Here is a 14,065-nt window from a genome sequence, read left to right as displayed (position 1 = left end):
ACCTGTCTGTTCCGGGAAAACCTTCCAGCCACCGGGTTTTCCTCTCTGGCGGGGACAAGATCGCTCGGTTCCGTCATCATCTTTAGCGCTTTGCAATTCACGATCTATTATACCCGCTTTGCACAAAATTTCAAACCCCCCGCCGGACAAAATGATCGATCACATGCTCAAAGACCACTTTTCCCATGGCAAAGAGAGGAACCGCCAGGATCAGGCCCAGTACTCCGCCCAGTTCTCCTCCGACGAGCAGGGCGAAGATGATCGCCAGCGGATGCAGCTGCAAACTTTTCCCCACGATTTGCGGGGAAATAAAATTCCCTTCGAGGATCTGGATGACCAGATTGACAATGACCACCCCGATCACCATCTTCATCGATCCGGAAATAAAGGCGACAAAGAGGGCCGGGATCAGGCCGAAGATGGGGCCGAGATAGGGAATGACGTTAAAGACGGCCACCAGCGCGGCGAACAGCAGGGCATAAGGAAGGCCGACAATGACGTAACCGATCAGGGACAGCAGCCCGACGACCAGACAAACCAGAAACTGGCCGCGTATGTAGTTGCCCAGCGCCAGATCCATATCCCTCAGAACGCGAATCGTCTCGCGCCGGCTCTTTTTCGGGATGATGAGGAGCAAGGTCCGTTCGATGGAATGGATGTCTTTCAACATATAAAAAGCGAGAAAGGGAATGATCAAAAACAAAAACAGCTGATTGATCGTACTCCCGATACCGCTCATCAGTCCGCCCACATAATCGGTCATTTTCATCTCCAGCCGTCCCAGCGAACGCTCCACGGCCGTTTGCAGACTGAGGGGCAACATCTCCTTGCTGTGGTCATTATACTCCTGAATCATGCTTTGCAGCCTGGCGTTCCACTTCGGCAAGTGCTCAGCCAATTCGCCCAGCTGAACCTCGAGCACGGGCGCCAGATTGATGACCAGAATCACAATCGAAGCGATAAACAGCGTATAGATGAGGAGAACCGCCAGCGAACGCGGCAATAAGCGGTGGCTTAACAGATTGACTATCGGATTGAGCAGATAGGAAATAATGACCGCAATGAGAAATGGGCCCAAAACCGCCTTGAGAAAAGCAAATAAAAGGCGGATCCACGGGCTGATTTGCATCAACAGGAAGACGATTCCCAGCAGAACCAGAATGAACAGCGAAATGGTCAAGGCTCTTTGCACACTCCAGCGTTCCACTGGCGGCACCTCCGCTTAAACGATGGGCTTATCCATAAGATACGAAAACCGGAACCATTTTATGAAGCTCGCCGCATGAATGGAAACCCCTGACATTTTCAGCCAGGGGTTTTCCTGTGTTACCTTGCCATCCGGAGGCGACGGAACATGCGTCGAAGGGTTTCCTCGACGACAAACCGGCGCAGAAACGGACTTTTTTGGATGCCGCGGACAACGGTCTGAACAAAAGGCTTGGAAACCCGTCTGTTTCTTCTCAAAAACATGCTTGCTCCGATCGCTAACAGTCCACCAAACAAAAGGGTCATGATTGTCTGGCGAGCCATGTTTCCCCTCCTTTGGCACGGTTAATCGAAATATTGAACGTGACTGCTTTCCTCCAAAAACAGGTCGTTGAGCGAGGTTAAGCTTCCATCTTCCTCCACCTGGTAGACAGAAGCAATTTTGTCATTTTCGGTGGTCATTTCAATAAAGCATTGCCAACAATAAAGTTGGTTTGTTCCCACTTTTCCCAGGTCGTGCGAATTGCAGTTGGGACAACGCAGCATGATTCTTCCCTTCCTTTAAATCCTTGCATCCTTAACTTCAATCCGGTCATGCGGGGCGATCAGCACATCTTTTCCCCACGTGAGCGGATGCGTGGTTTTCACCACTTTTCGCCCTTCTGCCAGGTCGCTGATAAGCCCGCCGGATAGTTCGTACCCTATCAGCGTTCCCACTTCTTCCATGAAGTAGACATTTTCTACCATCCCCATTTCATAACCGCCGGCGGTAAGCAGAGGACGGCCCTTCAATTTGTTTTCGCCGTTATAAATGCTGATCCACTCTTCCGCGTTCCGGTCAAAGGGAAGAATCACCTGGTCGCTGTCCACCATTACCGCATCCTTGCCGATTGATACGATGTTGTCAGATCGAATATATTTTCTCCTCTTGAAAAAACCACCTTCTTGCAAAACAACCCCCCGCCAACGCTGATCCCGATCAAACAAAAGATCCGTAACCGTACCCAATTTTTCCCCTGTTTTTAAATGGATGATGGAAAGCCCGATCACTTCCTGGGATTTGCGCAAGGAAATCAGCCTCCCCCGCTGTCATTAGTATTGGGAAAGGCTTCGCCGTGCATGTAGGGGAGTTGTTGCCATTTTTCCATGAAAGTGCCGGTCTTGCCGGGGCCGGGTTACCGTGGCTACCACTCTTCCTCAATCAGGTCTTTCAGCCGGCTGTTGCGCTTTTCTCCGCTCTGTCGCTTCAATCCGTCGGCAAATGCTTCCTTTTCCCCGCACATGATCAGATACGATTTGCTGCGTGTAATCCCGGTATAGAGAAGGTTTCGTTCCAACATCCGCCGGTACGTGTGCAAAACTGGAAACACAACGATGGGAAACTCAGAGCCTTGCGCCTTATGCACGGAACAGGCATAAGCAAGTGCAATTTGTCCCAGCTGCGATTTTTTATACGGGACCTCCAACCGTTCGTAGGCCACCCATAAAACCGGCTGATCCGGGGATGCATTCTCCTCGATCGCGATCACCTTTCCCATGTCGCCATTGTAGACGGGATGCTCGGGGTGATTGACCAGCTGGAGCACTTTATCCCCCAGCCGAAAGACAGAATCGCCCCAGGTCAGTTCCTTTTTGTTTTCATCCTTTGGATTGACCACCGCTTGAACTTCCCGATTGATGCGGTCGATCCCGACCGGCCCTTTGTAGATCGGCGCCAGTACCTGAATATCGAAAATCGTGTACCCTTTTTTCATGGCATTGGTTACCGTTTTGACGATGATCGGCAAGGCCTGCTCTTTTTTGCAGGGAAAAAAACGCCGATCCGGCTGGGGGATGAGCAAATCTCCCGGAACTTCCCCGCGTTTCATCGCATGGGCCAGCCTGATGATGGAAGAGCCCTCCGCCTGCCGGAAAATCTCCGTCAACTCGACACGGGGGATTTTGTCCACCTGAAGCAGATGGTGAAGCACTTGCCCCGGCCCGACCGAAGGCAGCTGATCCTGATCTCCCACCATGATCACCTGCATCCCTTGGGGAACCGCGCGAAACAATTGATTGGCCAGCCAGGTATCCAGCATCGAAACTTCATCGACAATCAGCAGGTCGCCTTCAATCGGGGATTCGGCACCGTGTTCAAAAAAGTCCCCTTTCCACCCCAGCAGGCGGTGGATCGTCATCGCCGGAAGACCGGTTGTTTCCGACATCCGCTTGGCCGCCCGACCGGTCGGAGCCACCAAGCGGATCGGATACGGCTGCTCCGCGGCTTCATAATGATCAGGGTCGAGCGAGATTTCACGCAGTTTTGCAAATAACCGGCATATCCCCTGGATGACCGTCGTTTTTCCGGTACCGGGACCACCGGTCAAAATCATAAACGGTGAAGAAAGGGCGGTGAGAAGCGCATCCCGCTGCTTTTCCGCATAGGTCACTCCCAGCTCTTCCTCGATCTCGCCGATCGCTCGGTACAGTTCGGATACGGGATAATCCGTTTCCGATTCCTGCTCCAGCAATTGTTTGATCCGCATGGCCAAACCATATTCGGCGTAGTAGAGCGACGGCAGATAATAACGGTCATCCTCCAAAATAATCCGTTCATCATCAATCAGCATTTCGACATATTTTTCCCGGGCGCTTTCGGAAAAAAGTTCAACCCCTGCCCCTCCCAGGAGAAGATTGACTTCCTGATTGAGCTGATCCCACGTCACATAAACATGCCCTTTGGAGACGGATGCCTCTTTCACGGCATATAACACAGCCGCCTGAAAACGTTCCGGCGCATCTTCCGGCAATCCCTGCTCCCGCGCAATCTCATCGGCCCGGCGGAAACCGATTCCTTCGATATCATCAATCAAGCGATACGGATTCTCTTTTAACAGTTCGATGGTGTGATGTTTATACGTCTGCACGATCTTGAGCGCCAAAGCAGGTCCGATGCCAAACTGGTATAAATAGACCAGCGCCTCTTCCAGAGCCTGGTTTTCCTGCAGGTTCTCGGCAATCGTCCGCGCCTTGGCAGGGGAGATCCCCCTGATTTCCGTTAGCACTTCAGGATTGGCGGCAATTTGATCCAGCGCCTTTTCCCCGAGATGCTCCACGATTTTTTCAGCCGTTTTTTTTCCGACTCCGGTGAAGATCTCACTTGAAAGATATCTGACGATCGCTTCTTTTGTCCGCGGAAACTCCTTTTTCACCTGCCGGGCATAGTACTGACGCCCGAATTTGGGATGCTCTCTCCATTCACCGTAGCAGGTATAGATCTCATCCTCATGGGGACGGAGCATATTCCCCACCACGGTGATTTCCTCTTGCGGAAGTTCTTCCGATGCCTCCGTGGCCCGCATGAGAAAAACTCCGTATCCGTTTTCCTCATTGTAAAAGATCTCCTGGATAAAGGAGCCTTTTACATAACTCGTTTGAAACAATTCCATTTGAGATGGCTTCATGATCCTACACCTTTTACCGATGATAAGGAAAATGACCCCGAACCGAGGGTCATCTCTCAGAGAAAATCATCTTTCATTTCCCCCATCAGACTCTCCATCGCGCATTCCGGGGAACAAAATTGGTTCTGCTCCCGTCTTTCATCCCACTTGTAGCGCTCGGGGTCCGCCGGGTTAAATTCATGTTCGCAACAGCTGCAACGCCTGGTTTGAATCACTTGATCCAATCCCGCTTTCAGCTGTCCGAGCCGGTCTTTGGGCAGATTTAAAAATTTGGCAATAAACGCCATGATTTCCCGCTTATCAGCAAAATAGAGCGGGTCTTCTTTGGCATAGGTTACGGGATTCCACCATACCCACCGTCCGTCGGAGAGGTGAGCAATGTAATAATCGTCCACAACCCGTTCGGAAGCGTGCTCCAATTTTTCAAAGGAAGGAAAGCCGAGTTCGGCTGCCAAATTATCCATCAGGGCACGATCTATATCCTTCAGTATCGATTTCCAATCGATGTTATCCATCTCTTTTTCCCAGTCTTCCATCTGGTTAAGCGGATTGATGCTCACAGTCCTCTCTCCCCTGTTTAACTGTCTGTTGGTCAATTACCGATGAATCAGCCTTCCCGTGATCTCCGCTGTGATCCGGGCAGCTTGCCGTACTTCTGCTTCTGTATTCCCCCGCCCGAAACTGAAGCGGATCGCGGATCGGGTCACTTCTTCACTCAGATGCATTGCTCTTAGCACATGAGATACTTCCAGTGTGCCGGAAGTACAGGCCGAGCCGCTCGCGCAGGCAACTCCCGCCAAGTCGAAATTCATCAGCAGCGTTTCCGTGTCGGTTCCCGGGAAGCTGAGATTTAAAATATGAGGTAAAAAGCGCTCGTGATGCCCGTTTATGACAAAAGTCACCTGTTGCTCTTTCAATTCCTCCAGAAACGCCTCGCGCAGTTGCAGCATCTCGCGGTAATGAACATCCCGATTTCGTGCCGCCAGCTCGGCAGCTTTTCCGAACCCCACAATCCCCGGCACGTTTTCCGTTCCGGCGCGTTTTCTCCGTTCTTGGGCACCGCCGAAAAAGCGGGGCATCAACTTCACCTGCTTGGACACATACAGCGCCCCTGCTCCCTTTGGCCCGTTGATCTTGTGGCTGGAGATGCTGAGCAAATCGACCGGCAGCTTCTTGACATCAATTTTCTCGATCCCAAACGCCTGCACTGCATCCGTATGGAAAAATACCCTGTGTTCACGGGCAATCGCCCCAATCGTTTCTATCGGCTGAAGCGTGCCGACTTCGTTATTTCCGTACATAATTGAGATCAGTGCAGTATCAGGTCTGATGCTCGATTTCAAATCTTCCACATCAACCATGCCTGTCCGGTCCACAGGCAAATAGGTAACCTCAAAGCCCATGTGCTCCAAATAACGGCACGTATCCAGCACAGCATGGTGCTCGATCTCCGATGTGATGAGATGCTTTTTTCCCTGTTCCCTGCACGCCAGGGCCACCCCGATCAGAGCGGTATTATCCGCTTCCGTCCCGCCGCTGGTGAAAATGATCTGGCTCGCTTCGGAATTCAGTCCTTCTGCCACTTGCCACCGCGCATGATCAATGGCATTTCGCACGGCCCTTCCATATTGATGAATACTTGACGGATTGCCAAACGCTTCATCCAGAAAGGGAAGCATCGCCTTTTTCACTTCGGGATGAATCGGGGTGGTCGCTGCATGATCCAAATAAATCGCCATTTTCACGTCACCTGCTAATTTTGCTAAATATAGAACATGTAGTTATCATTGTTTCCGTCATGCGAAAAGTTGATAAGGGAAGCCAGCGTCGTGGAATCCAGTTCCTTCGCAATCGCATCGCGAATCCGTTTCCACAAATCCCGGCGTGCCGGGTCTTCTTCCTCGGTGAATTCCACCGGACTGATCGGACCTTCCAATACGCGGATGATATCACCGGCCGAGATCTCTTCGGGCGGCTTCGCCAGCTTATACCCTCCGTAAGCTCCGCGAATGCTGCGCACCAATCCGGCATTTCTCAGCGGCGCGACCAGCTGCTCCAGATAGTGTTCCGACAGTTCATGACGCTCGGCCACGCTTTTGAGCGGAACAGGCCCCTTCCCGTATTGCGTCGCCAGTTCCATCATGATGGTAAGACCGTAACGGCCCTTGGTCGAAATCTTCAAGTTATCCCACCTCTCATTGATCATTCGCATTCCCGATATGTACTGCGCCCTGCTTCCGGTCAGGGGAGAATTAGTTTCATTATAAGATAAATCAATCCCTTCATCCATCCGGACGCCATCATCAGACGGCATGGCCAAGGATGATGGGGAAAGTACCCTACTAGCAAGTGTATCATAGGAGTATTCTCTTTTAGCAAGTTTTTTACACAATCATTGCAAACAAAAATGAACCTTACCGGCACGATCAGGGATGAAAAACGGCAAAAACGGGAGAAGCAGGGGTGACGACTTCCCGACTTCCGCCACCTTCACGGAAAAAGGAGAACTGGGCGGCGGAGATCATGACATTGGCCCGGCTGCTGTGATATTGTCTATCATAGGGACTTGTCCTTATTTTTGCCAGAGATAGAAAGGCGGGACCATGGTGGACTTGTTTGAATTTGGACGAATGCAAGAGAAAAAGCAAAACGAGCCGTTGGCGTCCAGAATGCGACCCCGTACGCTTTCCGAGATGATCGGCCAGTCCCACATCATCGGACCCGGGAAATTACTGAGGCGCATGATCGAAGCGGATCAGCTCTCCTCTCTGATCTTCTACGGTCCTCCGGGCACGGGCAAAACAACCCTGGCCCACATTATCGCCAACCATACAAAAGGATATTTTGAAAAATTGAACGCCGTGACTGCCGGAGTGGCGGATCTGCGCCGAGTGGTACAAGAAGCAAAGGAGCGGCTCAATCTGCACGGGCAACGAACCGTGCTGTTTATCGATGAAATTCATCGCTTTAATAAATCACAACAAGACGCTTTGCTTCCCTATGTCGAAAACGGAACGGTTATTTTGATCGGGGCAACAACGGAAAACCCTTCATTTGAGGTAAATGCCGCCCTTTTATCCCGTTCACGCCTGTTTATGTTAAAACAACTGGAACCCGGCGAGTTGCGCGCGATCCTGCTGGCCGCCCTGAAAGACCCTGAACGGGGGTTGGGAGATTACCAAGTAAAAATAGAAGAAGACGCTCTGGAGCATCTCATTCAAACAGCGGGCGGGGACAGCCGCAATGCTTTAAACGCGCTGGAGCTCGCCGTACTCACCACACCACCGGACGATGAAGGGATACGCCACATTACGTTGGAAGTCGCGGAAGAATCGATCCAGAGAAAAATGATCCGCTACGATAAAAGCGGCGATAACCATTATGATACGATTTCTGCGTTTATCAAGAGTATGCGCGGTTCTGATCCGGATGCAGCTCTTTATTATCTGGCCAAAATGCTGCAAGCCGGCGAAGATCCCCGTTTCATCGCCCGGCGCATCTTTATTCATGCCGCTGAAGATGTGGGGATGGCCGATCCCCGTGCGCTGCTCATCGCCTCAGCGGCCGCGCATGCAGTCGATTATATCGGACTGCCGGAAGCGCAAATCCCCTTGGCAGAAGCAGTGATCTATATCGCCACCGCTCCGAAAAGCAATTCAGTCGTCAAGGGAATCGGGGAAGCCAATGCCGCCGTTCGCAAGGAAAAGAGTGGGGAAGTTCCACCCCATCTGCGCGATGCCCACTTCTCGGGCGCCAAGGCACAAGGGCGCGGTTCAGGATACAAATACCCCCACGATTATCCGCGCGGATATGTTCCCCAGCAATATTTGCCTGATGAACATGCAGGAAAAACCTTTTACCATCCGTCTGCTTACGGGTACGAACAAAAATTGCAGACCTTGATCCGCTGGATGAAGGAAGGCGAAAAATAATCCAATTCCTCCGACGCCCTATAAAGCATGTTTTTTTCCAAAATGGGCAGTGTAGTAATATGAATCAAAGGAGGAGATTGGACAATGGATGCCAAACAAGAACTGATCAACGGATTAAATGAAGACCTTGCCTATGAACTCTCCGCCATTAACCAATATATTTATAACGCGGCCGTCGTTTCCGGGCTGGCCCGCCTGACCCTGCGCGACTTCTTTGCCAAAGAAGCACAGGATGAAATGGGGCACGCTCAATACCTGGCAGAAAAAATAGCCACCCTTGGCGGCGAGCCCATGGTGGAACCAAAACCTTTCTCCCGCCATCGGGATGTAAAAGGAATGTTGGAAGCAACCGTTCAAGCTGAAATCGACACAATTCAACGATACACCAAGCGGATTGAACAGGCGGAGGCGGTCCATGATATTGAACTGAAAACCCAGTTGGAAGATATGATTGCCGATGAAACGAAACATAAAGAAGAGATGCAGCGGCTGCTGGAGGACCCCCGCCTCTAGGTTGTCACACAGCGATGTCAAATGCCCCCTTTTCAGGGGATTTCTTTTTTTCCGATGAGTAGCCGGCATCGTGCTTGTACATATTAACTACTGGTTACAGTTTGAAAGGAGGATATTTTTATGAACACGATGCGTCCCAACGACAGCAAAATTGAAAATACCACCATTAATCCCCAAGTTTCACCGGCCATGAATCATGGTGCCCATGAAGTGTACGATGTTCACGAAGTTTTGTCTTGCGCGGTCAACTGCATGGACCAGTATGTGATGATGTCGCAGCATGTGAAAGATCCTGAGCTGCGGAACATCCTTGATCGCCAGTATCAATTTATGGCCAATGAGTACAATACTCTGGTCGAATGTTTCTCCACCGGCCGCGAACCGGCACAACCAACCGGCAAATACAAAATGCAGCAGGGAAACAACGTGACCTACGGCTTAAGGCAAAGCCAGCCAAAAGCACCGATGAAAAGTCCGGCCGAGATCAATGACCAACGCATTTCCGGACAAATGCTGAGTGCCATGAAATCGTCAGCTGCGGTCAAAGCGCATGCAGCCTGCGAAGTAACCAATCCGGTCGTGCGCCGCGTTCTGGCCGACAGCATTCCCAACTGCATCGAAATGGCTTATGAATTGTTCCTGTGGCAAAACAAACACGGATATTATCAAGTGGCACAACTCCCGCAAGCAGACATGCAGCAACTGACCCATTCCTACGCTCCGGCCACGGCAACCGCTCCGCTGCCCGGCCAGACGGGAACGATTCAATAGCAGTTCAGGCGGCTTACGGGTCGCCTGAACTTTTTTCGTTTTCCGGCTCTACATCCGGTTTTTGAAACCCGTTTCCGAACCCCTCTCTTCCCCGTTCACATCCTCAAGAGACCGTCCGGTGGAACGGGGACCAAACAGCCCGATATCAACCATGATCAGTCCCATGGCAACAGCAACAACGGAAAACATCGCCGCAGAACCATAATGATTGAGCACCGGAAGCAACATAAACGGCATCAAACCGCTCATCAAACGGCTTAAACTGTAGGCCGACCCGGCAGCAGTGGCCCGCACAGAGGTCGGAAATATTTCTGCCTGATAAATATGAAACGCATTGGAAAAAACGTTGCTGACCAAAGTATAAAGGAATCCGAAGATGACGATGAGCGAGGGAAGGTTTGCCATGCCGAAGGAAATGCCGAACACCGCCATCAAAAAGGCAGACAAGACGATCAGCCATTTGCGGTCGATCCGTTCAACCAGCGGCAGTGATAACAGCGAGCCGAGCGGATAACCCAAAAAGGTTAAGGCAGTATATTCAAGTGAATGGAGAATCGTATAGCCTTTGGCCTTCAAGATCAGCGGAACCAGCGTTCCAAAGCCGTAGTACCCGATCGTCTGCAAAATATGAAAAAACCACAGCATCAGCGTGTATCGCCGATATCTCTTTTGCCATAAAACAGAAAAAGAGGCGACCGAGGTTTGCCGGGGCGTTGTCGACTGTACCGGTTTCAGCTCACCCAATGCTTTCGCTTCATCTTCCATCTGAACAGCGATTTGATTCGCTTCTTCAAGGCGGCCCGCCGCTTCCAGCCAGCGCGGCGATTCGGGAAGATGCATCCGCCACACCCAAACGATGAGTGAACCGGCGGATCCGATGATAAACAACAGACGCCAGCCTTCCAAACCGAAAAGTTGAACCGGAACCAAAATTTTTGCCAAAATCCCCTCCACCGGCATAGCCAAAAAGGCTAACGTATAAGCCCAAGCAACATATCTTCCCCGCTGTGATGCCGGCAGCAATTCACTGAGGTAGGCATCGCAAAGCGGCGGTTCCGCCCCGAGGCCGAGTCCCGCAACAAACCGGAAAAAGATCAATAATCCGACATTGGGACTGAACGCAGCCAGCAACGAAAAAATCGAGTAGATCGCCAGATTATACATAAAGGCTTTTTTCCGCCCGAAGCGGTCCGCCAGCCCTCCCAGCACAATCGCTCCGATAAACATTCCCAAAAAACCGGAAGCCAGAAGCAGGGGCAGCCATTTTTCGTCAATATGAAACTGTTCAACCAAAACGGTGCTAAGCACACCGGCCAGGAAAATATCAAACAGGTCAAAAAAGATTCCCGTGCCGATCAACAACGTCGCCTTTTTGTGGAGACGGGTAATCGGAAGCCTGTCCAGGCGGGCGCCGATCGATATATTTGCCATCATTCATTCCTCCGCTTCATGATGCGCAGAACATACTCTTCCAGTTGGCACACATTTTTGTAATCCAAATCCGTGGCAATTCCCCGTTCCGCCAAACATTCCAGAACACTTCTTGAAGAGAGGTTTCCCGGTGCATCCGGAACAAAGGGACAACCGCCCAATCCCCCTTGCGCGACATCAAAGGTACAAACCCCCGCCTCGATCCCGGCAAGCATGTTCCTGAGCCCGTAACCCTTGGCATCGTGCAAATGAAGGCTCAGCTCCAGCATGGGAAACTGTTTTTTTAGGCTGACGCACCGTTCATAAACCAAATCGGGCGTCGCCTGCCCGGATGTATCGGCCAGAGACATCTCCTTCACTCCGCTTTCGGCAAGCGCTTCGGCAATCCGCTCCAGCCGGGAATATGGCACGACTCCGGCATAGGGACAGACAAAAGCGGTAGCAATTGCCCCGGCCGCCCGGCGCCCGTTCTCTTCGGCCAGACGAATAAGACTGATGATTTCAGCCAGCGATTCTTCCGTGGTCCGCTGAACATTGGCCTGGTTGTGAAGGGGACTGGCAGAAAGAAAAAGGACGGCCGTTTCTGTTTTCCCGGCCAAAAACCGCTGCATCCCCCGCCGGTTGGGAACCAGCGCCCGATATTCAACCCCCGGATATACGGGCAGGCTCTGTGCCAGTTCGTCGGCATCACGGAGAGCGGGCACACGGTCTTTCCGCACAAAAGAGGTTACTTCCAATGAGCGAAACCCGCAGGCAATGATGCGATCAACCAGGATTCGCTTTATCTTTGTAGGCACAAACACCGATTCGTTTTGCAACCCGTCCCTTAGCGTCACATCGCGCAACAGCACATGAGCCTGATCAGCCACAATGGATAACCCCTTTGTTCCGCCACTCGTTGATTTGTTCCTCCGTAAAGCCACAGGCGGAAAGCACTTCCTTCGTATGGGCACCACTGACAGGCCCTGCCCGGAGGACAGATCCCGGCGTCCCGCTCATTTTTGGCACGATCCCCGGCATCATAATCTCCGCGCCGCTTGCATCCGGAACCGGCAGAAACATTTCCCGCTCCCGATAATGAGGGTCACGAAAAATATCCGCGATTCCATAAACAGGGCCAGCCGGGACTGCGGCCTGTTCCAGCATGGCAACCACTTCATCACACGTATGCCTTAATGTCCACTCCCCGATCAGCGCATCGATCCGGCCGGCAGCGGCCACCCTCCCCCGATTGTCGGACAACTCCGGCTTTTGCGCGAGATCCTCTCTGCCCATCAAGGTCATCAACCGCTTGAACAAGGAATCGCTGTTGGCGCCGATCGCCACCCATTTCCCATCTTTGGTCGGATAAATGTTGGAAGGAGCCGTGGTCGCCAGTTGATTTCCCGTCCGTTCGCGCACCGCTCCAAGGTGGACATATTCCGGCAGGATGGACTCCAGCAGACTGAAAACGGATTCATACAATGCCACATCAACAACCTGGCCGGTCGCGTCCTGATTACGGTCGCGATGAAACAAAGCCAGCAACGTTCCGATCACTGCATACAAGCCGGAGATCGAATCGGCGAGCGACAGTCCGACCCTGACCGGCGGTCGGTCTGGATAACCGGTAACGTAGCGAAGCCCTCCAAACGATTCGGCAATGTTGCCAAAGCCGGGCCGGTGGCGGTACGGACCGGTCTGTCCGTATCCGGTGACGCTGGTGATGATCAAACCGGGGTTCAGCTCGCGCATCTCCCGGTGCGACAAATTCCATTTCTCCAGGGTTCCGGGTTTGAAATTTTCCACGACCACATCTGCCTGGCGAAGAAGTTCGCGGACAATTTCTCTGCCTTCTTCATAATGCAGATCAACGACGACCGATTTTTTGTTGCGAAGGATTACTTTGCTGAAATAAGAATCTTCTTCGCCTTCAGCCGCAAGTCCCCATTTGCGGATCTGATCCCCGCCCGGGGGCTCCACTTTTACCACCTCCGCCCCGAATTCGGCCAAAATGCGCGTGGCAAAAGGCCCGGCGATAAAAGAACCCAATTCAATCACCCGAATGCCGTCAAGCGGTTGATGATTCACTCCTTCACTCCTCCTCTCTCACCGCTTCTCATGAGAATAAAGTGCAGATCGTTTTTGATATGGCTTTCCATGCGCTTTCGGGCCAAAGCGGCGTCTCCCTCCTTCACGGCCCGATAAATGGCCCAGTGCTCCTGATTTGTTTCAATATTCCGTTTATATACCTTAAATACAAAGGTACGATAATACCGAACCAGGCTGGCTATTTCCGTCATCATCCGCTGAAACCGCCCATTCCGGGAAAAGCGGATCAATTGCTCATGAAACAGGGAATTCAGCTCAATCACCTTGTCAATTTCCCCTCTTTGCAAACACTGATCAGCAGAGATTAACAATCCGGCGATTTGCTCCAACTCATGCGCCTGGATGCGCCCGGTTGCCAGCTCCACGGCAATCGGTTCCACAGCCAGCCTCAATTCATACAACTCTTGAAAGTCGTCTGCCGAAGGGCGGAATACCAGAATCCGTCCGTTCTCCTGCTGCAACAACCCGTCTTTTTTCAGCAGTTGCACCGCCTCGCGGATCGGGCTGCGGCTGATCTTCAATTGCCGGGCCAACACGCTTTCCACAATTCTCGTTCCGGGTTTCATGTTCCCGCATAATATTTGTGCCCGCAAATATTCATAAACCTGGTCACTTAATGATTTGGCCTTTTGGATCTCCGCCGCTGTCATCACTTCTCACCTCCTTTGTCGACTGTCG

Annotated in this window: 15 protein-coding genes; 3 read left to right on the top strand and 12 right to left on the bottom strand. The window is 52.0% G+C overall.

Annotated features, from left to right (window positions below; genetic code table 11):
• Window positions 1-130 precede the first annotated feature (130 nt).
• The 8 genes from I8U19_RS03910 to cymR form a co-directional block, all read right to left on the bottom strand.
• A complete protein-coding gene (locus I8U19_RS03910) occupies window positions 131-1,207 on the bottom strand; it encodes an AI-2E family transporter (RefSeq protein WP_370589360.1) in 1,077 nt (358 codons plus the stop codon).
• 119 nt (window positions 1,208-1,326) lie between these two features.
• Window positions 1,327-1,530, bottom strand: coding sequence for a hypothetical protein (locus I8U19_RS03905; protein ID WP_033100952.1), 204 nt, complete (start codon window positions 1,528-1,530; stop codon window positions 1,327-1,329).
• Between the two features lie 21 nt (window positions 1,531-1,551).
• On the bottom strand, window positions 1,552-1,752 hold the full coding sequence (locus I8U19_RS03900) for a hypothetical protein (RefSeq protein WP_033100953.1): 201 nt from the start codon (window positions 1,750-1,752) through the stop codon (window positions 1,552-1,554).
• A gap of 15 nt (window positions 1,753-1,767) precedes the next feature.
• Entirely contained in the window at window positions 1,768-2,274 is a 507-nt protein-coding gene (locus tag I8U19_RS03895) for a PRC-barrel domain-containing protein (RefSeq protein ID WP_198055234.1), read from the bottom strand.
• Window positions 2,275-2,390: 116 nt separating this feature from the next.
• A complete protein-coding gene (gene recD2 / locus I8U19_RS03890; RefSeq protein WP_198055233.1) occupies window positions 2,391-4,649 on the bottom strand; it encodes an SF1B family DNA helicase RecD2 in 2,259 nt (752 codons plus the stop codon).
• A 56-nt stretch (window positions 4,650-4,705) separates the two neighbouring features.
• A complete protein-coding gene (locus I8U19_RS03885) occupies window positions 4,706-5,209 on the bottom strand; it encodes a hypothetical protein (protein WP_033100955.1) in 504 nt (167 codons plus the stop codon).
• 36 nt (window positions 5,210-5,245) lie between these two features.
• Window positions 5,246-6,394, bottom strand: coding sequence for a cysteine desulfurase family protein (locus I8U19_RS03880; RefSeq protein ID WP_198055232.1), 1,149 nt, complete (start codon window positions 6,392-6,394; stop codon window positions 5,246-5,248).
• Between the two features lie 17 nt (window positions 6,395-6,411).
• On the bottom strand, window positions 6,412-6,831 hold the full coding sequence (gene cymR / locus I8U19_RS03875; RefSeq protein WP_033100957.1) for a cysteine metabolism transcriptional regulator CymR: 420 nt from the start codon (window positions 6,829-6,831) through the stop codon (window positions 6,412-6,414).
• A gap of 424 nt (window positions 6,832-7,255) precedes the next feature.
• Between cymR and I8U19_RS03870 the strand changes: the two genes are divergently transcribed.
• The 3 genes from I8U19_RS03870 (at window position 7,256) to I8U19_RS03860 (ending at window position 9,865) form a co-directional block, all read left to right on the top strand.
• A complete protein-coding gene (locus I8U19_RS03870; RefSeq protein ID WP_370589757.1) occupies window positions 7,256-8,581 on the top strand; it encodes an AAA family ATPase in 1,326 nt (441 codons plus the stop codon).
• Between the two features lie 84 nt (window positions 8,582-8,665).
• Window positions 8,666-9,094: a ferritin-like domain-containing protein gene (locus I8U19_RS03865; RefSeq protein WP_198055230.1), complete on the top strand. Its 429-nt coding sequence runs from the start codon at window positions 8,666-8,668 to the stop codon at window positions 9,092-9,094.
• 129 nt (window positions 9,095-9,223) lie between these two features.
• A complete protein-coding gene (locus I8U19_RS03860) occupies window positions 9,224-9,865 on the top strand; it encodes a spore coat protein (protein WP_052154179.1) in 642 nt (213 codons plus the stop codon).
• 48 nt (window positions 9,866-9,913) lie between these two features.
• On the opposite strand, the gene I8U19_RS03855 is transcribed toward I8U19_RS03860, so the two are convergent.
• From I8U19_RS03855 to I8U19_RS03840, 4 genes are read right to left on the bottom strand one after another with little or no spacing between them, the layout of a single operon-like run.
• A complete protein-coding gene (locus I8U19_RS03855; protein ID WP_198055229.1) occupies window positions 9,914-11,296 on the bottom strand; it encodes an MFS transporter in 1,383 nt (460 codons plus the stop codon).
• Window positions 11,296-12,165 (bottom strand): hydroxymethylglutaryl-CoA lyase, encoded by an 870-nt coding sequence (locus tag I8U19_RS03850; protein WP_198055228.1) that lies wholly within the window; start codon window positions 12,163-12,165, stop codon window positions 11,296-11,298. The genes I8U19_RS03855 and I8U19_RS03850 overlap by 1 nt, the downstream gene beginning before the upstream one ends.
• Window positions 12,158-13,366 carry a CaiB/BaiF CoA transferase family protein gene (locus tag I8U19_RS03845; protein ID WP_370589756.1) on the bottom strand — a complete coding sequence of 403 codons (1,209 nt, stop codon included), beginning with the start codon at window positions 13,364-13,366 and terminating at the stop codon, window positions 12,158-12,160. Before I8U19_RS03845 ends, I8U19_RS03850 begins: the two co-directional genes overlap by 8 nt.
• Window positions 13,363-14,037 (bottom strand): GntR family transcriptional regulator, encoded by a 675-nt coding sequence (locus I8U19_RS03840; protein WP_033100959.1) that lies wholly within the window; start codon window positions 14,035-14,037, stop codon window positions 13,363-13,365. Before I8U19_RS03840 ends, I8U19_RS03845 begins: the two co-directional genes overlap by 4 nt.
• Window positions 14,038-14,065 lie beyond the last annotated feature (28 nt).

The organism is Thermoactinomyces sp. CICC 10523 (assembly GCF_016055105.1).
Taxonomy (GTDB): Bacteria; Bacillota; Bacilli; order Thermoactinomycetales; family Thermoactinomycetaceae; genus Thermoactinomyces_A; species Thermoactinomyces_A daqus.
This window is presented reverse-complemented; position numbering and strand designations above follow the sequence as displayed.